Origin of the sequence: Paracoccus sp. IB05 (genome assembly GCF_016405985.1) — a bacterium.
GTDB lineage: Bacteria > Pseudomonadota > Alphaproteobacteria > Rhodobacterales > Rhodobacteraceae > Pseudogemmobacter.
In genome coordinates, this window is the sequence record NZ_JAEFCF010000004.1 from 176143 (window position 1) to 194448 (window position 18306).

Here is an 18306-nt window from a genome sequence, read left to right on the forward strand (position 1 = left end):
AGCGGATTGTGGCCAGTGTCAGCCGCGCGGGGTCAGCCGCGCCGAAGCCAGACATAAAAGGCGCCGGTGCCGCCATGTTTCAGATGCGCCTCGGTCACTTCCTGCACCACCGCCGACAAAGGCGGCAGGCGCAGCCAGTGCGGCACCTGATGGCGCAGCGCGCCGATGGGGCGCGGCACCGGCTCGTAGACCTGTTTGCCCTTGCCGGTGATCACCAGCACCAGCCGCTTGCCCGAAGCCTGCGCACCCATCAGAAAGGCGATCAGTTCGGGATGCGCCACGGCAAGCGTCATACCGTGCAGGTCGATCCGCGCCTCGGGCGCGATCTTGCCGCGTATCATCTTTTTGTGCAGCCCGGCATCCATCCGCAATGGCGGCGGCGCGGCGGGCTTTTGCACGGGGGTCGCCTTTTCGCCAAGCCGAAACCGCGGCAGTGCCGGTTTTGGCGGCGGGGGAGGCGGCAGGGTCTCTTTCGGGAAGATGGCCTCTTGCGCCACATCCTCGGGGATCGCTCCGTTCGGCACATCATGCATCGGGCGCAGGGTCCGCGCCACAGCCTGCCAGAGGTCACGTTCCTCGGGGCGGAGCACCCTTCGTCGCGCCAAGGCTCAGTTCCCCCCGGTCAGCGCCCAGGCGCGGTCGATGGGCAAAAGCTGCACCATCCGCCCGCCGTCGCGCACGATCCCGGCGGCATCGCCTGCGCGGTCGCCATAGCCGTAGAAAATATCCGCCCGCTGCGCGCCTTTGATCGCGCCGCCGGTATCCTGCGCCACCATCAGCCGGCTGAGGGTCGCCTGGCCCTCTTTCTCGATCCATACGGGCGCGCCCAGTGGCACGAAAGCCGGGTCGACGGCCAGCGAGCGCATTGGCGTGATCGACTTGCCCATTGCGCCGATCGGGCCCTTTTCGGGGGGCAGATTGCTGATCTTGCGGAAGAAAATATAAGAGGGGTTGTGGTTCAGCAATTCGGCTCCGATGGCCGGATTGCGGCGCACGAAGGCCTGGATGGTCTGGGCGGAGACCTGATGCGCCGCGAACATGCCGCGCCGCACCATCTCTTGCCCGACCGAGCGATAGGCATGGCCGTTGCGGCCCGCATAGCCCAGCCGGATCGTTGAGCCATCGGTCATCTTCACCCGGCCCGAGCCCTGAATATGCAGAAAGAACACCTCAACCGGATCGTCGATCCAGGCGATCTCCAGACCGCGCCCGCGCAGAGCCCCGGCTTCGATCTCGGAGCGGCTGTAATAGACCATACCGTCCTGCAGATCCGGCGGGCGGCGGTAGAGCGGCCAGGCATAGGTCGGCGTGCGGACCGGCGAGCCATTCAGCTCGGGCTCGTAATAGCCGGTGAACAGCGCGGGCGGTTTGCCGATGATCACCGGGCGGAACAGGAGTTCAAAAAACGCCCGCGCCGAGGCATCGTCTTTCGGCACGTCGCCGGCCAGCTTGCAGACCGGGCGCCAGTAAGGGGCATCAAGCTGGTTGCAAGTGACAAGAAACGCCTCGAGCGCCTCAAGCTGTCCGCCCTCGCGCCAGCCCGAGAGGGATTCGAACTCCACCATCTCGGCGCGCGCCTCATCTGCGCCCGTCACCGCAGCCAGTCCGACCAGTAATGCGATGACCAGAGGACGCAACAGCATGGCATCAGATCAGTCGCCGGTGGCGACCAGCTGCCAGTTCGGATCATCCGACCCCATTTTGCGGGCAAAGACCCAGACATCGCGCTGCCGTTTCACGGTTTTGGCGTCGCCTTCGATGACGGTGCCGTCCTTGTCGCGCACCACCGAAGTCAGTTCGCCGACAAAGCGCACGGTCAGTTCGGCAAAGCCGGAAACCTGGTCAAAGGTCGCCTCTTGCAGCGCCATTTCCTTCAGCCCGACGAAATTCGCCTCGACCGTCAGGCCGCGCGCCTCGCGAGCCTGGATCACTTCGGTAAAGCTGGCCTCGACCTCGTCCCCGAGGAAATCGCGGATCGGGTCGAGATCGCCGCGCTCAAAGGCCATCAGGATCATCTCATAGGCCTGACGCGCGCCCGAAAGGAACGGCGTCAGCGCGAAGGAGGGCTCGGCTTTCTTCATGCCCGCGAGGGCCTTTGCCGCATCCGAACCCTCAGCCACGTGATCGGTGATGTCACGGTCAGGCCCGCCCTCGATCACCTCGAATTCACGTTTCACCGGGGCCTGCGCGTCCTCGAGCGGGAGCGGTGGCTTTTCGAAACCATCACGGGTGCCCAGCACCGAACGGAGCTTGAGAACCAGGAAAATAGCGACCCCGGCAAGGACCAGGAGCTGGATAAGCATGGAATTCATCGGTCATCCCGCCAAAAAACACTGGCGCCGCCCTGTCGCGATGGCCGGAAGATGCGGCAAAGGCTTGGGGAGGCGTGATTGATCTCCTATGTAGGTTTTAGCAGGCCGCAAGTAAACCTTGCGACAATGATGTCTTTCGACAGGGACCCCAAAATGCCGCGTTTTTTGCTGATTCTGGCCTGGCCATTGATTGAAATCGGTTTGTTTGTGGTTGTCGGGGGCTGGATTGGCCTCTGGGCGACCCTTGTCTGGGTGGTCGGGACGGCGGTTGTCGGCATTGTGATCCTGCGGATGGTGGCGCAGCGCGGCGCCGGGCTTTTGCGCAGTGGCCTCAACGGTGGCCTGAACCGGGGGCTGAGCGGGGCGGCGATGGCGGGTGATGCGCCGGTCACCGGGCTGATGTGGGGGCTTGCAGCTGTATTGCTGATCCTGCCGGGGTTTCTGACCGATGCGCTTGGGGTGTTGCTTTTGCTGCCGCCGGTGCAGGCCCTGGTGAAAGGCGCCGTGCTGGCCCGGGTCAATATCATGGGGGCCGGCGCGTTTTCGCAGCGTCAGGCGGGCGCCGGCAGGGGGCAGGCCGGCATGCCGCAAGGCGATGTGACGGTCGATGGCGAATGGGTCGAGGTGCCGCCCGAACATCCCGCGGCACCTGGTCGCAACCGCCCGTCGCGCTGGACCGAAATCGAATAGCTGCTCAGGGAGCGGAACCTGGTCATGGAACCGGAGCCACCCCAGGGGCTGACCCCGGAGCTTTCCATTGAGCGCCGCCCCCCGCTCTGTTAGGGGAGGGCGGTAGCTTTGACTGGCGCGGCGCGCCCCCGGGCGGGCAAACTGCCTCTGCCCGCGCAAATTCCAGGAGGATTTCGATGGCCGAAGAAACAGGTGCAAACGGGGCTCAGGCTCCGCAGGTCCGGATGCAGGTTCTGGCGCAATATATCCGCGACATGAGCTTTGAAAACGTCGTGGTGCAAAAGGGCCTTGCCGGCGTCGAAGTGCAGCCCGATGTGCAGGTGGCGGTCAGCCTTGATGCGCGCAAACGCAGTGTCGAGCACCAGTATGACGTGATCACCAAATTCAAGGTCACCTCGAAGAACAAAACCAATGACGAGACGCTGTTCCTGCTCGAACTGGAATATGGCGGCACCTTCCTGATCGACGGCGTGCCGGAGGACCAGCTGCATCCGTTCCTGCTGATCGAATGCCCGCGCCTTCTGTTCCCCTTTGTGCGCCGTATTATTTCGGATGTGACCCGCGACGGCGGCTTCCCGCCGCTGAATATCGACAATGTCGATTTTCTGGCCCTTTACCGTCAGGAAATCGCGCGCCGCCAGGCCGCCCAGACCGAAGCCGCGCCGCTGGTCACCAACTGATCCGCGCGGAAGAACCGCAGAATATGACAAAGGCGGCAGAGTGATCTGCCGCCTTTTTGCTGTCTTGCTGGCTGTGATCAGAACGGTCGATCAGACCCGGGGATCAGACCCGGTGATAGGGGCCGCCCGCAAGGATCGTCGCCGCGCGGTACAGCTGTTCAGCGAGCATCACCCGGACCAGCATATGGGGCCAGACCATCGCGCCAAAGCTGATGGAGTGATCGGCCCTGGTCCTGAGGTCAGGGTGAATGCCATCGGCACCGCCGATCACAAAAGCCAGATCCTGCCGCCCGGCATCGCGCCATTTCGCCAGCAGACCCGCGAATTCCGGCGATGACAGCTGCCGCCCGCGCTCATCCAGGGTGCAGATCAGCGCGCCCGCAGGAATTGCGCGCGTCAGAAGCACGGCCTCGGCCTCCATGCCGCCGCCCTTCTTGTCCTCGACCTCAATCTCGGCGGCGGGGCCAAGCGCCAGCGCGCGGCCCTGCTTGCCGAAACGGTCAAGGTAATCGTCGATCAGATCGCGCTCGGGCGAGGCACGCAGCCGCCCGACCACACAAAGATGAACCCGCACCGGATTACAGCGTGCGGGCGGCCCCGACCTGTCCGGCGGGCAGCCACATCTTTTCCAGCTGGTAGAATTCACGCACTTCCGGGCGGAAGACATGGACGATCACATCGCCCGAATCGATCAGCACCCAGTCGCCGGTTTCTTTGCCTTCCATGCGGGAGACGATCCCGAAGGCCTGTTTCAGCCGTTCCGACAATTTCTCGGCAATTGCCGCCACCTGGCGCGACGAACGCCCCGAGCAGATCACCATGTAATCGGCGACATCCGAGCGACCGCGCAGATCGATCAGCACGACATCCTCGGCCTTGTCATCCTCGACCGAGGACATGACGGCATCGCGAACGGCGTCCGAGCTGAATTCCGTCTGGGCAGGGCGTCCGGCGCGCGGGGCAACCGGCAGGCCGGTTGCAGGGTCAGTATGGGACAGGGAAGTGTCCTCCAAAGCAGCGCGCAAGCCCCGCGCCGGGCATTCTGATCCGCAGCCTATCACCCAAGGCAGGAAATCTCAACGCCAGGGCGAACGGTTACCGGAATATCGCCCGGATTCGGACAAAAATCTGCCGGACACCCCCGGCACGCTCCGGCCAGCAGCGTTGAAAATGGAGGGCAGCATGGCTTCGCTGGAACATACCGAAAGACTGTCACGCGCGCTGGCCGCCGGTGAGAGCGTCGGAATCACCCAAAAGCAGATGTTTCCGCCTTTGTTCAGGGTGCTGGCAAAACTCGGCCTGCCGGTCCGGCCCTTGCACTTCCTTCCGGCCTGGATCGCGCTGATTGTGTTTGCCGCCCTGGGGGGCGTGCTTTTCGCCGGTTTTTGGTGGGTCCTGGACCTGCTCGGGGCGCAGTTGCCACGCAAATTTGTCGCGATCCACACTTTCGGCGCGCTGAATATGGCCATGATTGGTGCCCTGTTCGGGGGTGTGATAACGGTTTTCATCCGCTTCCAGTCGCTCAGCCGCGGTCTGCCGCACTGGCGCGAACTCTGATCACCGCCCTGGGCCTTCGGCCTCTGAAATGTCCGTATACCCGTTATCCGGGGCGTTTTGCAGCGATCCTTGATCATGCGCAGATTTGGGCGTAAATACACTGCCATGAATGGGTTCATCTATTTCAACATCACCGATCATGCGCGTCTTCCGGCGCGGTTTTTCGGCGCGACCCGCAACATTCTCGCACGTCTTTGACGCGGCGGGCGGGTTTTTCCTGCCCAGATGCCGCCGGACCCCGAGACCCAGACAATCTGACAAGCTATCCCACAAAGGTGAGAGCCATGACCGCCCCTAAATCGGCTGTTCTGAGAACCCTCTACGACAAGATCTGGGACGACCACGTCGTCCATACTTCTGAAGACGGCACCTGTCTTCTGTATATCGACCGCCATCTGGTGCATGAAGTCACCAGCCCCCAGGCGTTCGAAGGGCTGCGGATGACCGGCCGCAAAGTGCGCGCGCCGGAGAAAACCATCGCAGTGCCCGACCATAACGTGCCCACGACCGAGGGCCGCGAGACCCATATCGACAATGAGGAATCACGCATCCAGGTCGATGCGCTGGACAAGAACGCGCGTGAATTCGGCGTGGTTTACTATCCGGTGACCGATATTCGCCAGGGCATCGTGCATATCGTCGGCCCGGAACAGGGCTGGACGCTGCCGGGCATGACCGTGGTCTGCGGCGACAGCCATACCGCGACCCATGGCGCTTTCGGCTCGCTCGCGCATGGGATCGGCACCTCCGAGGTCGAACATGTTCTGGCGACCCAGACGCTGATCCAGAAGAAATCGAAAAATATGAAGGTCGAGATCACCGGCAAACTGCTGCCCGGTGTGACCGCGAAGGACATCACCCTTGCCGTGATCGGCAAGACCGGCACCGCCGGTGGTACCGGCTATGTCATTGAATATTGCGGTGAAGCGATCCGCGAGCTTTCGATGGAAGGCCGCATGACCGTCTGCAATATGGCCATCGAAGGCGGCGCCCGCGCTGGCCTGATCGCGCCGGATGAGAAGACATTCGCCTATTGCATGGGCCGCCCCCATGCGCCGAAAGGCGCGAAATGGGAGGCTGCGGTCTCGTACTGGAAAACGCTCTTCACCGATGAGGGGGCGCATTTCGACAAGATCATCACGATCAAAGGCGAAGATATCGCGCCGGTCGTCACCTGGGGCACCTCGCCCGAAGACGTGCTGCCGATCACCGCGACCGTGCCTTTCGCCGCCGATTTCCAGGGCGGCAAGGTCGAGGCCGCACAGCGCTCCATCGACTATATGGGCCTGACCCCGGGCATGAAACTGACCGATGTAAAGGTCGATGCAGTGTTCATCGGGTCCTGCACCAATGGACGGATCGAAGACCTTCGCGCAGCCGCCGGGATCCTCAAAGGCCGCAAACTGGCGCCGGGCGTCCGGGGCATGGTCGTGCCGGGGTCGGGCCTCGTGCGGCTCCAGGCCGAAGAAGAGGGTCTGGCGCAGATCTTCACCGATGCCGGCTTCGAATGGCGTCTGGCCGGGTGCTCGATGTGCCTGGGCATGAACCCCGACCAGCTGGCCCCGGGCGAGCGCTGCGCCGCCACCTCGAACCGCAATTTCGAGGGCCGGATGGGGCGTGGCGGCCGCACGCATCTGATGTCGCCGGTGATGGCGGCCGCAGCGGCAATTACCGGCCACCTGACCGATATCCGTGATATCATGGCGGAAACCGCCTGATTTCACATAGTCAAAGGACAGTCGTCATGAAGGGTTCCACAACCAGCATTCTTGCAGGTGTGCTCGCCGTAATCGCCGGGCTTATCGCGCTGATCTTTCCGCTTCCCGCCTCATTGGCGGTGGCGGTGTTTGTTGGCCTCGCCTTTCTGATTTCGGGTGCGCTTGGGCTCTTTGCCGCCTTTTCGGACAAAGAGCTGCCATCGCGCGGCTGGCTGATGCTGCTGGCGCTGATGCAGCTGGTGCTGGGCGTCTGGCTGCTGGCCAACCCGCTGGCGGGCCTGATTTCGCTGACGATCATGGCAGGAGCGCTGTTCTTCGCGACCGGCGTGTTGCGGCTGGTCTGGGCCTTCCGTCTTGGTTCATCCGCAGGTCAGGGCTTCTGGGTCCTGATCCTGACGGGGCTGCTTTCGGTCGGGCTTGGGCTCTATGTCCTTTTCTTCCTTCCCGCAGCCAGCGCGATCCTGCTTGGAACGCTTCTGGCCATCGAACTCCTCTCTGTCGGCGCCGCCCTGATCGCGATGGGCATTGCGCTGCGAAAACTCCAATAGGTAGCCCCAATGGATAAATTCACCACCATCACCGGGATTGCGGCGCCGATGCCGCTGGTCAATATCGACACCGATATGATCATCCCGAAGCAATTCCTGAAGACGATCAAGCGGTCGGGCCTCGGCGTGAACCTGTTTGACGAAATGCGCTACACGCTCGACGGCAAGGAAATTCCGGATTTCGTGCTGAACCAGCCAGCATATCGTGAAAGCCAGATCATCGTCGCGGGCGATAATTTCGGCTGCGGCTCCTCGCGCGAGCACGCGCCCTGGGCATTGCTGGATTTCGGGATCCGCTCTGTGATCTCGACCTCTTTTGCGGATATTTTCTACAATAACTGCTTCAAGAACGGCATCCTGCCGATCATCCTGCCGCAAGACGCGGTCGGCTATCTGATGGATGACGCGAAAAAGGGCGCCAATGCCCGCATCACCGTGGACCTTGAGAACCAGACGGTTTCGGCCTCGGATGGCAAGAGCTTTGCCTTCGAGGTGGATGCCTTCAAAAAGCACTGCCTCCTGAACGGGCTCGATGATATCGGCCTGACGATGGAGAAAGTCTCGGCGATCGACACATTCGAGAAGCAAAACGCGGCCGCCCGCCCCTGGGCCTGACGCCAGGCCCGTTACGTCTGGCCCACTAAGTCTGGCCCCACTAAGTCTGGCCGGGGCAATCCCGACATGGCTGATTTCAGCGCGGCATCCCCCGGGGTGCCGCGTTTTTTGTCGATCTGTTGAATTCTCGTGATTTTTTCTCCGGAATTCACCGGGGGTTTTCGCTTTTGCTCCATTCTTGCAACATCTTCGCCCTGTTTCGGCCACAGGGCCAGGGTCTCATGGGCAAGGTAGTTGCTTCACGCGGCGAAAGTAGGCAAAAGTTGGGCAAAATTGAGGCGATCCGCCATAATGTCGGCGGGATCATGGGAAACAGGAGGCGGCATCGTATCGCTTCCGTCCATGTTGAGGAAGTGAAGGCAGTGGTCTCACGGATGACCGGCGCCCTTGTGCGCGCATTTCTGGTGATGATTCTCATCGCCACGCCCTCGGTGATCCTGCCGGGGACGGGGCCTGATACGCAGCAGATGGTGGCGCTGATCGCTTTGTTCGGCGGCGCCCTGACCTTTGCCGAATATAATGCCGTCTATCCGAGCCTCGTCGAATTCCGCGACGCGCCGCCTTTCAATCGCATCCGTTTCCTCGCGCTGTTTCTCACCGTTTTCATTCTGTCGGTGATCGAGGCGGCCAATATCGCTCCTACTTCCTTTACCCGCCTGTTCGAGGCGCTTGGCCTGTTGATCGGGCATTCGCTCGACTTTCCCTATTCGCCCGTCCGGCTTGCCTCGATGATGATGTCGGAAAACGCGAGCCCGGCCGATATTTCGGCTGTCCGCAGCGCCGCCGGAACGGCCTATATCATCTCGCTGATTTCGCTGGCTTTCTTCGTTGTGATCTTCAAGCTGAAAGGCTGGCCGTCGCGCTACAAGGATTTCAATGTCTGGGTGAACCTGCCGACATTCGAGCCGACCGCCGGCGGTGATGTGGTGGACCGGCTTGAGCGGGACGCGCGTCTTAACCTTTCCTTAGGCTTTCTGCTGCCATTCCTGATCCCGGCGGTGGTGACTCTGGTCTCGGGCGGGTTTGATCCGGTAACCCTCACCTCGCCGCAGACCCTGATCTGGACGATGGCGGCATGGGCATTCCTTCCGGCTTCTCTTCTGATGCGCGGCGTCGCCATGGGGCGGATCGCGGCCATGATCCGGCAGCGCCGGGTCGCCAATATGCCGCCCACACATCCGGGCATTGTTGCCGCCATCTGATCGCCTGGCTTTGCCTGATCCTGTTGCCCGTCACTGCCGCGCTGGCCGAGACGGGGGTGAAACTTGCGGTGTGGAATATCGAACTGGAGCGCCGGGGCCCCGGCCTTTTGCTGCGCGACATCGTCAGCGGCAAAGACGCACAGGTCGAGGCGGCGCTGCGGGTGCTGGCAGATCTTGATGCCGATGTGATCCTGCTCGCAGGGTTCGATTATGACCACGGGCTGCTGGCGGCGCGGCATTTTGCCGACCGGCTTGCCCTGATCGGACCGGATTATCCGCATCTCTTCGCGCTGCGGCCCAACCGTGGTATCGCGACGGGTCTCGATCTGGATCTTGACGCGCGGCGCGGCGGGCCGGGCGATGCCCAGGGCTGGGGCTATTTCGCCGGGCAGTCCGGCATGGTGATCCTGTCGAAACTCCCGACTGACAGCGAGGCTGCGCGCGATTTCAGCACCTTTCTCTGGGCCGATCTTCCCGGCGCGCTTTGGCCGCAATCGCTGCCTTCTGAGGCGCGCGAGGTGCTTCGGCTCTCGACCACCGGCCATTGGGAGGTGCCGCTGATCCTTCCCGATGGCAGGCGGCTGCGGCTGTTGACCTGGCATGGCTCGGCCCCGGTTTTCGGCGCTGCGGGCGAGGTGAATGCGCGGCGAAATCATGATGAGACCGCCTTCTGGACCGCGCTGATCGAGGGGCGGCTGCCATGGGCACCGCCGGTGCCCCCCTTTGTGGTGATGGGGATCAGCAATCTCGATCCGGTTGACGGGGATGGAAGACATGACGCGATCCGCAGCCTGATTGCGCATTCCGCGCTGCAGGACCCGGCGCCGCGTGCGGCTTTTGCACCGGCAGATCCGGGTCAGCTTGGCGATCCGGCGCTGGACACGGCCGTGTTTGCGGCAACCGGGGGCCTGCGCACGGCGGTGATCCTGCCCGATGCCGCGTCTGAGGTGGCTGAGGCGGGGATCCTGCGCCCGGCACCGGAGGATCCGCTTTCGGAAGCCGCCAGCGCCGCGTCGCGCAGCTTTCCGCTCTGGATCAGGCTGGCGCCATGAGCGCGGGGCTCAGCCCATCCGTCCCATCTGGCGCCGGATGCGGCGCGCCTGATCCAGCTCGGCATTGATCGCACCACCCGCAAGGATGGCCCAGACCGAGAGGTAGAGCCACATCATCAGGATCACGGCAGCCCCGATAGAGCCATAGATCCTGTTGTAACTGTTGAAATTCTCGAGATAGAGCGAGAAGCCCATCGAGACCCCCGCCCAGGCCAGGGTCGCGAAAATGACCCCGCCCGAGAACCAGCGCGAACGCTCGTTCCGGGGCACATTGGGGCCGTAGCGATAGAGGATCGAGAGGCAGATCAGCACCAGCAACAGCATCGCCGCCCAGGGCAGCAGGCGGGTCAGCCGTGGGGCAAAGTCATCCAGCGGCATCCAGGACAGGAGGATCGGCACCACCACCACCGTGGCCAGCGTTCCGATCAGCGCGCCGATCAGCGCAAGCGTCAGAACAAAATCCCGCGCCATGCCGCCCAGCCAGGAGCGCGGCACCGCGCGATGCACCACATCAAGCCCCTGGACCAGCGCCGAAACCCCGTTGCGCGACGAATAAAGCGCGACCAGCAGCGACAGCACCGTGGCCCAGCCCAGCGTCGTGCGCGGCGCATTGACCAGCCCCATGACCTGATCATGGATCAACAGGCTGGCATCGGGGGGCAAAAACCGCTCGGCCACCTGGAGATAGCCCGCGATCACCACCGGATCGGCCATCAACCCCCAGATCGCCACCACGGCGGCGAGGCCGGGAAAGACCGCGAACATGGCGTAAAAGGCCACTCCGGCGGCGACAAGGCCGAAATGGCCATCGGTCATCCGCTCGACCACCGCCGTGATAAAGCGCCAGATCCGGCGCAGCGCCTTCATTGCCGGATCCATGTCGAGAAATCTTCGCCCGGCGGCATGTCGCGCGCGCGCGGCGAGATCAGGGCGCGGGCGCGCTTTTCGTCCAGCGTGCCGGGCCCGGCAAGGGCGCCGAGGCGGTCAAGATATTCCGGCAGCAGGCCCGGCATCACGAGGCTGCGGTCCAGCGGCAGATCGGAAGACAGCACCCGCGCCAGCTTCCACACCACCGAGGCACAATTCGCGGTCACGGTATTATACCAGGCGGGCCGTTCGTTCAGATCATTGCCCAGCCTGAGAAAGCCAAGGAAGACTGCGATTTGCTGATCCTGGGTCAGATCCAGCGGGTAGAGATGCACTTCTTCAGCGCGCGGAACCGCACGCCATTGCACGATATCCGCCTCATCAGCGGCGATCAGCGACAGCTCGAACTGACGGAAAAATCCGCCCAGGGCCGAGAAACTCTCGCCTTTCTCGCGGCGGATCTCGACCGAGAAGGTCAGGGGGGCACCGTCCTGGAACCGGAAGCTGACCAGCAGATGTGCGATTTTCGGATTGCCCCAGGAGGAGGTGATCATATCGACCCCGTCGAGCTTCGCCAGGTCGACGGTGCGGCTGGTCCAGCCCTCAACGGCCTCATCGGCGCTCGTCCAGCGAAAGGTGCGGATGTTTTCCAGATGAACCAGGCTGCCCTCGGTCTCGCCCCTGACGATATGGGCCACATCAGGCGCCCAGTCGCGGTCCTGGCGCGGCTGCAGGCTGAAAAACCAGCCCAGGACCAGGATCAGCAGCACGGCAAGCCCGGTCCAGCCCCAGCCGGGCCCCAGTCGCGCCCAGGCCAACAGGAGAACCGCAAGTCCCAGACCGGCCAGTGCCAGCGGGCGCGCATGCGGGAATTGCACCCAGAGCGCCGCCGCAGCCCAGACCGCAACAAGACCAAGGACCAGCCAGAACACCACTGCTTTCACCGTTTCACACTCGCCGTGACATAATTGACCGAAAGATCGCGCGAAGACAGGCTCCAGCGCCAGGAGACCGGGTTGAAAACCATCCCCTTGCGATCCACCGGGTCAAGTCCGGCGCGGCGGATCAGGTCGCAAAGCTCATCTGGCGTGATGAATTTCGCCCAGTCATGCGTGCCTTTCGGCAGCCAGCGCATGATCCATTCGGCCCCTATGATCGCCATGGCGAAGCTTTTCGTATTGCGGTTCATGGTCGAACAGATCATCAGCCCGCCGGGTTTCAACAGCTGCTGGCAGGCGCTCAGATAGGCCAGCGGATCTGCAACATGTTCGACCACTTCCATATTCAGCACCACGTCATACCGCTCACCCTCTGCGGCCAGCGCCTCGGCGGTGGTGTGGCGATAGTCGATCCGGAGGCCCTGGGTCTCGGCATGGACGCGGGCCACCGGGATATTGCGCTCGGCCGCATCGGCGCCGGTCACATCAGCCCCCAGCCGCGCCATCGGCTCGGACAACAGCCCGCCACCGCAGCCGATATCGAGGAGCCGCAACCCGTCAAAAGCGCGCGGTGCCGTCAGATCCCGGCCGAATTCGCCGGCAATCTGGCTGGTGATATAGTCAAGCCGGCAGGGGTTCATCAGATGCAGCGGGCGGAATTTACCCTTCGGGTCCCACCATTCCTCTGCCATGGCCTGGAACTTTGCGACTTCGGCAGGATCGATAGTGCTTGCGGCTGACATCGCATGTCCTCGTTCGACTTTGTCTTTTCATCACGGTATATAGACCGCAATGGACCAGAGATCAGGACAAAAACGCGCGTCGGACTTCCTTTACCCGCCGGTCGAGCCCTTCGACCAGCGTATGATGGATATGGGCGACGGCCATCAGGTCTATGTTGAACAATGCGGCAATCCGGATGGGGTTCCGGTCATTGTCTTTCACGGCGGTCCCGGCGGCGGCTGCAGCCCGCTGATGCGGCGCTATTTCGACCCTCGCCACTACCGGGTGGTGCTGTTCGATCAGCGCGGCTGCGGCAGGTCGATGCCCCGCGCCTCGGTGATCCGCAACACGACCTGGGATCTGGTCGCCGATGTCGAGCGCATCCGCGAGGCGCTTGGCATCGAGCGCTATATCGCCTTTGGCGGCAGCTGGGGGGCGACGCTCGCGCTGATCACTGCCATCACCCATCCCGACCGCGTTTCGCACCTGGTGCTGCGCGGGGTCTTTCTGATGACGCGGCGCGAGCTCAACTGGTTTTACGGCGGCGGCGCGGGCGCGTTCTTCCCCGAGCTGTGGCAGCGTTTCATCGACCCGATCCCGGAGGAAGAGCGCGGCGATCTGATCGCGGCCTATCACCGGCGGCTCTTTTCGGGCGACCGGACGACGGAAATCCGCTACGCGCGGATCTGGTCGGGCTGGGAAAACGCGCTGGCCTCGATCAGCAGCGATGGCTGGATGGGCGAAAGCCCTGCGGATTATGCCCATGCCTTCGCCCGGCTCGAGAACCACTATTTTATCAATGGCGGATTTCTGGATCAGGACGGCTGGATCGTGCAGAACCGTGCCCGGATCGCACATATCGACACCGATATCATCCAGGGGCGCTATGACATGGTCTGCCCGCCGCAATCGGCCTGGAGCCTCGCAGAAGGCTGGACCAAAGCGCGGGTGCATTTCGTGCCCCTGGCCGGTCACGCGCTGTCAGAACCCGGCATTTCCGAGGCGCTGGTGCGCGTGATGGACCGCCTGCGCTGAAGCGGAGTGCTGCATTGTGACAAAGCCACGCTCCCTCGGGGGAAGGGCGAACGTCTGCAACCGGCTCGCTGCGATCTTCCTCCGCTTTGGGGGGACAGGCGTCACGCGTCACCAGAAGTTGTGCATTTCTGCAGATGCAGCCGCGACATATTGGCGATCAGCCCCCTGAACAGCCCGAAAAATTCTGGCGAACAGAGTAGATGCCCGCATGGTTTTGACCCGGTGAAAAAGCCCTTGTTTATCCGGCCTTCGCTCAATATACGAGGCGGTGGAGATGTGGCCGAGTGGTCGAAGGCACACCCCTGCTAAGGGTGCAGGCCCGGAAGGGTCTCGAGGGTTCGAATCCCTTCGTCTCCGCCATTATTTTCTTGTAAGTAATTGATTTCAAGCAGAAATCCAGATCCATGCGGGGCATTTTCTTCTGTTTTTGCTTCTGTTTTTGCTGCGGTGAGCCCCTTTGCAGAACTGATTTGCCGTCCCTAGACTGCCGGGCATGAAAATCGTCAAAGGCGCCGAAGAATATCATCTGCGTCGCCATGTCCCGGTGAGATACCACGGCATTGAGAGTCGTAGGGTTATCAGCATATCCCTGAAAACCGATAGCCTGAGCGAGGCGCGCAATCGGTCGGAGTCGGTTTGGGAAGAACAGATCGCCCGCTGGGAAACCGCGCTTAAAACCGGAACAGCGATTCCGCGCGCGAGCTACAAGGCTACGGTTGCCAGCGCGACAAAGCTCGGGATCGTCTATCTGCCAACGGTTAAGGTCGCCGAATTGCCCATGCCCGATGATGTGTGACATCTATTCTTTCAGGGATACCGGAAAACCCCAACTGACCTCGGAAGATGCCGGACAGGTCAACAAAATCAGGGGTTTCCGAAGGTTCGAGGCCTGAAAACAGACCAAAACGGCGTGTCATGCAGGAAGGCCCGAAAATGGCCGTTTAAAGGGCTTTGAAGGCTGGTCGAGCCAAGTGCTGAAGACGTCACTCGTTGGGCATTTCAGCCACCAGGGCAAACGACAAGGACCCAGGCATGATGCGCTCTTTTCGGACCTGACCCCGGTCGGCCATAGTCGCAAGTTCGCCATAGGGGAAACGCCCCCCGATAACCGGGGACTTTCCTTCGCGTCGGACATAAAGCCCGCGCCGGGCCAGACGGTGCGGGCCGTTGTCATGGTCAGGCCCGATCTTGAACGGCGGTCAATTTGAAGAAATGGGTCGCAGCACGTTGATAGACCAGGTCCAAAAAGGCGAATGTGGTAACCAAACGCGGTGCCGTCCTCTGCTGCAGCCTGCCAGAATTCGAGCAAGTCCAGTTCGCTGCCCTTCGCGTTTTTTATGGAGATCACGCGTCGATCCTCTGCCCCGTGGCAGGGGGTCATCATGACGAAGGCGAAGTACGTGTCGGAGCGCTCAAAGCGGACAAACACGCAGCGGCGGCCCTGTTACAGGCCGCCGCCTGGGAGGGGATGGCCCCTCCCATTCCTGTCAGAGGGCTCAGAAACCGAAGACCAGCGACAGGCCGAGTTTGTTATCCGTGCGGATTGCGCGGCTGTCATTGTATTCGGTCAGGTAGCTGACCCGGGTCGAGATCGCGTCAGTCACCTTGAAGTTGACGCCGAGATCGTTGTTCGCCCGCAGCGCGGTGTCCGAATTCAGCACGTCGGTGTCATTGGTGAAGAACACGTTGTCGTTGATCTTGTAGTAGAAGCGTGACGACGCGATGTAGCCGGTCTCGGTGGTCGATTCCCCCAGACCATTCTTCAGATAGCTGACACCGATACCAGCCTGCACACGCCAGGCCATGTCGGTCTCGTTGATGATGCGGTAGCCAGGACCCACGCCGAGGAAAGCGTCCCGTTGGTTCTGGCCACGCAGCTGATCGGTATCGCTGATCGAGTCGGCAAGTTGCGCATCCGTCAGGCGATCGGCGAGACCGTCCGACACAACCCGACCCAGCACGAAGCCGTAGAAACGGTCATCGAAGGAATAGGTCGCGTCATAGATACCGAAGACATCACGCTTGGTCGATTTGTTGTCGGCCTCGGAATAGTCGATCACCGCGCCGATGGTCTGGCTGAAGGCACCGGCGCCGTGGCGAAGACGCAGACCGACGGTCAGGTCCTGCGATTCATTGTTACCGGTCTTGCCGGAGTAGCCGATCGAGGCGGAACCAGAGAAGCCCTGACGGAAATCCGGGCTGCCGAAACGGGCATTGTCCTCGGCGCGGGCCATGTCGCGGGCGACATCGCGTTCAACATCCTCGATCTGGTCATCAAGCGATGAAATCCCGACGAGGTCAGTCTGTGCGAAGGCAGGCGCCGTCAGTCCGAGCGCCAGGATGGCAGAGGTCAGATAGAGCGATTTCATGGCAATTCCTTTCACGGGTTACGTCTGTCCCAACTCAGGGGCGGTTGGTAAGAAGGAATTGGCTGTTTTGCCGGGAATCGGAACATTCAGGAAACTTGAGCCATCCCCGAGAATTACTCGTGGAACCGGATCCTTTCTGGCGAAATGGCGATGTCCCGGGGCTGATGATAGTTTTTTGTCTTTTTATCTCAGGCGGATGGCGTGAACTCTGTTCATGTTTCGCGCAGCGCAAGCACTTCGGCATTGGTGTCTGAAGCCTGGCTGGCGGCTTCGAGCAGTGTTTCCTTTGCAACAGCGAGCAGCTTCTCGCCGAGGTCATCGCGCCACAACGCCCAGACCGGAAGCTGGAAAACCGGTGCATTTGCCACCGGATGCAGCTGCGCCAGGTCGAGAAAGCGCTTGGCATGCCGGGCGGGAAGATAGGCTGCAAAGGGGCGGGTCTGGATGAAAAGCGCGGCCAGAGAGCCGAAGGCCAGTTGCAGACGTGTGCCATGCAGCGCGGGAAGCGCCTCTTCGTGAAAGCGCATGAACTCCGGCCCCCAATCCACCAGCGCATAGTTTTCGTCCAGATCCGCGACTGCCAGCCCCTGACGCGACGAGACCAGCACCAGCTGGTCATCAAGCAGTTGTTCGGCATGGATCCCGGGCCGGTTTGCGACTGAATAGGACAGGGCGACATCAATCCCCCCCTGCAACAGGTTCTGGGTCAGGGCTTCCGCCCGCGCCATCTCTGCCCGCAAAGCAAGATCGGGCAGGCGGGCGCGCAGCAGATCCAGCCAGCCAAATCCGAGGCGCGGCCAGAGCGAAGGCTCTGAGCCGATCACCAGGCGCAGACCCTCTTCACCAGAGGCCGAGACCCGCAGCCGGGCCTGTTCCCAGTTGCGCAGGATTGCGATGGCAAATCCACGAAACTCACGACCGGCCGCTGTCAGCGCCACGCCGTCCTTGGACCGGGTGAAAAGCGGGCGGCCCAACTGCTCTTCGAGCCGCTGGATCCGCAGACTGACCGCCGATTGCGTGACAAAAAGCCGCTCCGAGGCTGCGGCGAAGGATCCGGTTTCCGCAGTCTCCAGAAAGGTCCGGACAAGTTGCAGTTCGATGGCCTGATCCTCCGCGCTGAGACGAGACCCACTCGCCCCGCCGGAAGTCAGATGTCAACGGACAGGCTGCCAGCACAGGCGCCTCCATGCGGGATCTTGCCCGAAAGGCAAACGTCCGGCGCGTCGAACTTCCCTGGTCGAGCTCCCGCCCCATGCCGGCCCTTATCGTCGTCAGGACAGGCGCCCTGCGTTTTCGAGGCGTTGAATATAGTTAGCGCTGCTTCATCCCCGATGACGTCAATCTTCTGTGACCTCATGGCCTGCCATATTCCCGGGGGATGGCGCGGCCCGGGCACGCTATACAGATCGGGGGGGCGTTTAAATTTCACCGGCTCCTGCCCCCCCCGGGTGCGAGCGGCGCTGATCGCCGCCGATAGCGGCAACCCCGGCATGGCGCTCGCGTGCCGATCATGATACCCGTGCCGCTCAACAAGAAGGCGAGCAGTACAGTGCCTCAGGACGAGCAGAGCTTTATCCGGCTGGACGATGATGACATCCGTTACCTCAGCATTCAGCTGCGGGGCGTTAAGCAGGCGCGGGTGCGCTTTCTGACCGCCACGCCCGAGTTTCAGCTTGAGGTGATCGAGGTGCTGCTGGCGCTTGGCGTGTCGGCAACGGCCGAGAGACTGGCCCAGATCGCGCCCTATCCGAAACGAAGATTCGGGCTTCGCTATAAGGGCGACACCGCGATCATCACCGTGGCTCAGGATGCGCTGCTCCTGGGGTGAGGCTATTGGGGGCTGTCGAGGCCGGGCCCGCCGCCAGAAGCGGGCCGAAACCAGCGCAGGAGACACAAATGCGCAATACTATCTCACTGATTGCGGCCGCCGTGCTTTTCGCCAGCGCCCTCATGTCACCGGTGCAGGCCGGTGTTGCCGGCGAGTACGAGGTTATCGGGGT

Annotated in this window: 22 protein-coding genes and 1 tRNA gene; 13 read left to right on the top strand and 10 right to left on the bottom strand. The window is 62.4% G+C overall.

Annotated features, from left to right (window positions below; all coding sequences use genetic code 11):
* Positions 1 to 32: 32 nt before the first annotated feature.
* Genes JC607_RS04555 through JC607_RS04565 form a run of 3 tightly spaced genes read right to left on the bottom strand, consistent with a single transcriptional unit; the run spans position 33 to position 2312 of the window.
* Positions 33 to 605 (bottom strand): Smr/MutS family protein, encoded by a 573-nt coding sequence (locus JC607_RS04555; protein WP_198835754.1) that lies wholly within the window; start codon positions 603 to 605, stop codon positions 33 to 35.
* A 3-nt stretch (positions 606 to 608) separates the two neighbouring features.
* Entirely contained in the window at positions 609 to 1637 is a 1029-nt protein-coding gene (locus JC607_RS04560; protein WP_233092654.1) for a murein transglycosylase A, read from the bottom strand.
* A 15-nt stretch (positions 1638 to 1652) separates the two neighbouring features.
* Positions 1653 to 2312, bottom strand: coding sequence for a Tim44/TimA family putative adaptor protein (locus JC607_RS04565; RefSeq protein WP_198835756.1), 660 nt, complete (start codon positions 2310 to 2312; stop codon positions 1653 to 1655).
* A 153-nt stretch (positions 2313 to 2465) separates the two neighbouring features.
* Here JC607_RS04565 and JC607_RS04570 point away from each other — a divergent pair, with 153 nt between their 5' ends.
* Positions 2466 to 3002, top strand: coding sequence for an FxsA family protein (locus JC607_RS04570; RefSeq protein WP_198835757.1), 537 nt, complete (start codon positions 2466 to 2468; stop codon positions 3000 to 3002).
* A gap of 176 nt (positions 3003 to 3178) precedes the next feature.
* On the top strand, positions 3179 to 3682 hold the full coding sequence (gene secB, locus JC607_RS04575; protein ID WP_198835758.1) for a protein-export chaperone SecB: 504 nt from the start codon (positions 3179 to 3181) through the stop codon (positions 3680 to 3682).
* Between the two features lie 103 nt (positions 3683 to 3785).
* Here secB and rlmH read toward each other — a convergent pair whose 3' ends face one another.
* Entirely contained in the window at positions 3786 to 4256 is a 471-nt protein-coding gene (gene rlmH / locus JC607_RS04580; protein ID WP_198835759.1) for a 23S rRNA (pseudouridine(1915)-N(3))-methyltransferase RlmH, read from the bottom strand.
* Between the two features lie 4 nt (positions 4257 to 4260).
* On the bottom strand, positions 4261 to 4581 hold the full coding sequence (gene rsfS / locus JC607_RS04585) for a ribosome silencing factor (protein ID WP_198835760.1): 321 nt from the start codon (positions 4579 to 4581) through the stop codon (positions 4261 to 4263).
* Here rsfS and JC607_RS04590 point away from each other — a divergent pair.
* From JC607_RS04590 to JC607_RS04615, 7 genes are all read left to right on the top strand, one after another.
* Positions 4559 to 5239 carry a DUF6404 family protein gene (locus JC607_RS04590; protein WP_198835761.1) on the top strand — a complete coding sequence of 227 codons (681 nt, stop codon included), beginning with the start codon at positions 4559 to 4561 and terminating at the stop codon, positions 5237 to 5239. The genes rsfS and JC607_RS04590 overlap by 23 nt on opposite strands.
* 75 nt (positions 5240 to 5314) lie before the next feature.
* Entirely contained in the window at positions 5315 to 5437 is a 123-nt protein-coding gene (locus tag JC607_RS25755) for a hypothetical protein (protein ID WP_255532312.1), read from the top strand.
* A gap of 86 nt (positions 5438 to 5523) precedes the next feature.
* Positions 5524 to 6957, top strand: a complete 1434-nt coding sequence (gene leuC / locus JC607_RS04595) for a 3-isopropylmalate dehydratase large subunit (RefSeq protein ID WP_198835762.1) — start codon at positions 5524 to 5526, stop codon at positions 6955 to 6957.
* A gap of 26 nt (positions 6958 to 6983) precedes the next feature.
* Entirely contained in the window at positions 6984 to 7505 is a 522-nt protein-coding gene (locus tag JC607_RS04600; RefSeq protein WP_198835763.1) for an HdeD family acid-resistance protein, read from the top strand.
* A 9-nt stretch (positions 7506 to 7514) separates the two neighbouring features.
* On the top strand, positions 7515 to 8120 hold the full coding sequence (gene leuD, locus JC607_RS04605; protein ID WP_198835764.1) for a 3-isopropylmalate dehydratase small subunit: 606 nt from the start codon (positions 7515 to 7517) through the stop codon (positions 8118 to 8120).
* A gap of 374 nt (positions 8121 to 8494) precedes the next feature.
* Positions 8495 to 9322, top strand: coding sequence for a hypothetical protein (locus JC607_RS04610; RefSeq protein ID WP_198835788.1), 828 nt, complete (start codon positions 8495 to 8497; stop codon positions 9320 to 9322).
* 68 nt (positions 9323 to 9390) lie between these two features.
* Positions 9391 to 10374, top strand: coding sequence for an endonuclease/exonuclease/phosphatase family protein (locus JC607_RS04615; protein ID WP_370584751.1), 984 nt, complete (start codon positions 9391 to 9393; stop codon positions 10372 to 10374).
* Between the two features lie 9 nt (positions 10375 to 10383).
* On the opposite strand, the gene JC607_RS04620 is transcribed toward JC607_RS04615, so the two are convergent.
* From JC607_RS04620 to ubiG, 3 genes are read right to left on the bottom strand one after another with little or no spacing between them, the layout of a single operon-like run.
* Complete coding sequence (locus JC607_RS04620) at positions 10384 to 11253, bottom strand: YihY/virulence factor BrkB family protein (RefSeq protein WP_198835765.1); 870 nt, start codon at positions 11251 to 11253, stop codon at positions 10384 to 10386.
* The gene (locus JC607_RS04625) at positions 11238 to 12173 is read right to left on the bottom strand and encodes a DUF4105 domain-containing protein (protein WP_198835766.1); all 936 of its coding nucleotides are present in this window, start codon (positions 12171 to 12173) and stop codon (positions 11238 to 11240) included. The genes JC607_RS04620 and JC607_RS04625 overlap by 16 nt, the downstream gene beginning before the upstream one ends.
* A gap of 8 nt (positions 12174 to 12181) precedes the next feature.
* Positions 12182 to 12922, bottom strand: coding sequence for a bifunctional 2-polyprenyl-6-hydroxyphenol methylase/3-demethylubiquinol 3-O-methyltransferase UbiG (ubiG, locus tag JC607_RS04630; RefSeq protein ID WP_198835767.1), 741 nt, complete (start codon positions 12920 to 12922; stop codon positions 12182 to 12184).
* 49 nt (positions 12923 to 12971) lie between these two features.
* Here ubiG and pip point away from each other — a divergent pair, with 49 nt between their 5' ends.
* From pip to JC607_RS04645, 3 genes are all read left to right on the top strand, one after another.
* Positions 12972 to 13937, top strand: coding sequence for a prolyl aminopeptidase (pip, locus tag JC607_RS04635; protein ID WP_198835768.1), 966 nt, complete (start codon positions 12972 to 12974; stop codon positions 13935 to 13937).
* A gap of 270 nt (positions 13938 to 14207) precedes the next feature.
* Positions 14208 to 14297, top strand: a tRNA-Ser gene (locus JC607_RS04640).
* Positions 14298 to 14430: 133 nt separating this feature from the next.
* The gene (locus tag JC607_RS04645; protein ID WP_198835769.1) at positions 14431 to 14733 is read left to right on the top strand and encodes a DUF6538 domain-containing protein; all 303 of its coding nucleotides are present in this window, start codon (positions 14431 to 14433) and stop codon (positions 14731 to 14733) included.
* Between the two features lie 700 nt (positions 14734 to 15433).
* On the opposite strand, the gene JC607_RS04650 is transcribed toward JC607_RS04645, so the two are convergent.
* Together JC607_RS04650 and JC607_RS04655 are read right to left on the bottom strand one after the other, a co-directional pair.
* Positions 15434 to 16306, bottom strand: coding sequence for a YdiY family protein (locus tag JC607_RS04650; RefSeq protein ID WP_198835770.1), 873 nt, complete (start codon positions 16304 to 16306; stop codon positions 15434 to 15436).
* A gap of 212 nt (positions 16307 to 16518) precedes the next feature.
* Positions 16519 to 17457: a LysR family transcriptional regulator gene (locus JC607_RS04655; RefSeq protein WP_370584752.1), complete on the bottom strand. Its 939-nt coding sequence runs from the start codon at positions 17455 to 17457 to the stop codon at positions 16519 to 16521.
* Between the two features lie 368 nt (positions 17458 to 17825).
* Here JC607_RS04655 and JC607_RS04660 point away from each other — a divergent pair, with 368 nt between their 5' ends.
* Positions 17826 to 18134 (top strand): hypothetical protein, encoded by a 309-nt coding sequence (locus tag JC607_RS04660; RefSeq protein ID WP_198835772.1) that lies wholly within the window; start codon positions 17826 to 17828, stop codon positions 18132 to 18134.
* The last annotated feature ends 172 nt before the right edge of the window (positions 18135 to 18306 follow it).

Coding starts and splice junctions, on each gene's coding strand:
- ubiG (WP_198835767.1), bottom strand. CDS start 12,922: ATGTCAGCCGCAAGCACTATCGATCCTGCCGAAGTCGCAAAGTTCCAG.
- JC607_RS04620 (WP_198835765.1), bottom strand. CDS start 11,253: ATGGATCCGGCAATGAAGGCGCTGCGCCGGATCTGGCGCTTTATCACG.
- JC607_RS04610 (WP_198835788.1), top strand. CDS start 8,495: ATGACCGGCGCCCTTGTGCGCGCATTTCTGGTGATGATTCTCATCGCC.
- leuD (WP_198835764.1), top strand. CDS start 7,515: ATGGATAAATTCACCACCATCACCGGGATTGCGGCGCCGATGCCGCTG.
- secB (WP_198835758.1), top strand. CDS start 3,179: ATGGCCGAAGAAACAGGTGCAAACGGGGCTCAGGCTCCGCAGGTCCGG.
- JC607_RS04600 (WP_198835763.1), top strand. CDS start 6,984: ATGAAGGGTTCCACAACCAGCATTCTTGCAGGTGTGCTCGCCGTAATC.
- JC607_RS04570 (WP_198835757.1), top strand. CDS start 2,466: ATGCCGCGTTTTTTGCTGATTCTGGCCTGGCCATTGATTGAAATCGGT.
- JC607_RS25755 (WP_255532312.1), top strand. CDS start 5,315: ATGCGCAGATTTGGGCGTAAATACACTGCCATGAATGGGTTCATCTAT.
- rsfS (WP_198835760.1), bottom strand. CDS start 4,581: ATGTCCTCGGTCGAGGATGACAAGGCCGAGGATGTCGTGCTGATCGAT.
- pip (WP_198835768.1), top strand. CDS start 12,972: ATGGACCAGAGATCAGGACAAAAACGCGCGTCGGACTTCCTTTACCCG.
- JC607_RS04645 (WP_198835769.1), top strand. CDS start 14,431: ATGAAAATCGTCAAAGGCGCCGAAGAATATCATCTGCGTCGCCATGTC.
- JC607_RS04650 (WP_198835770.1), bottom strand. CDS start 16,306: ATGAAATCGCTCTATCTGACCTCTGCCATCCTGGCGCTCGGACTGACG.
- JC607_RS04565 (WP_198835756.1), bottom strand. CDS start 2,312: ATGAATTCCATGCTTATCCAGCTCCTGGTCCTTGCCGGGGTCGCTATT.
- leuC (WP_198835762.1), top strand. CDS start 5,524: ATGACCGCCCCTAAATCGGCTGTTCTGAGAACCCTCTACGACAAGATC.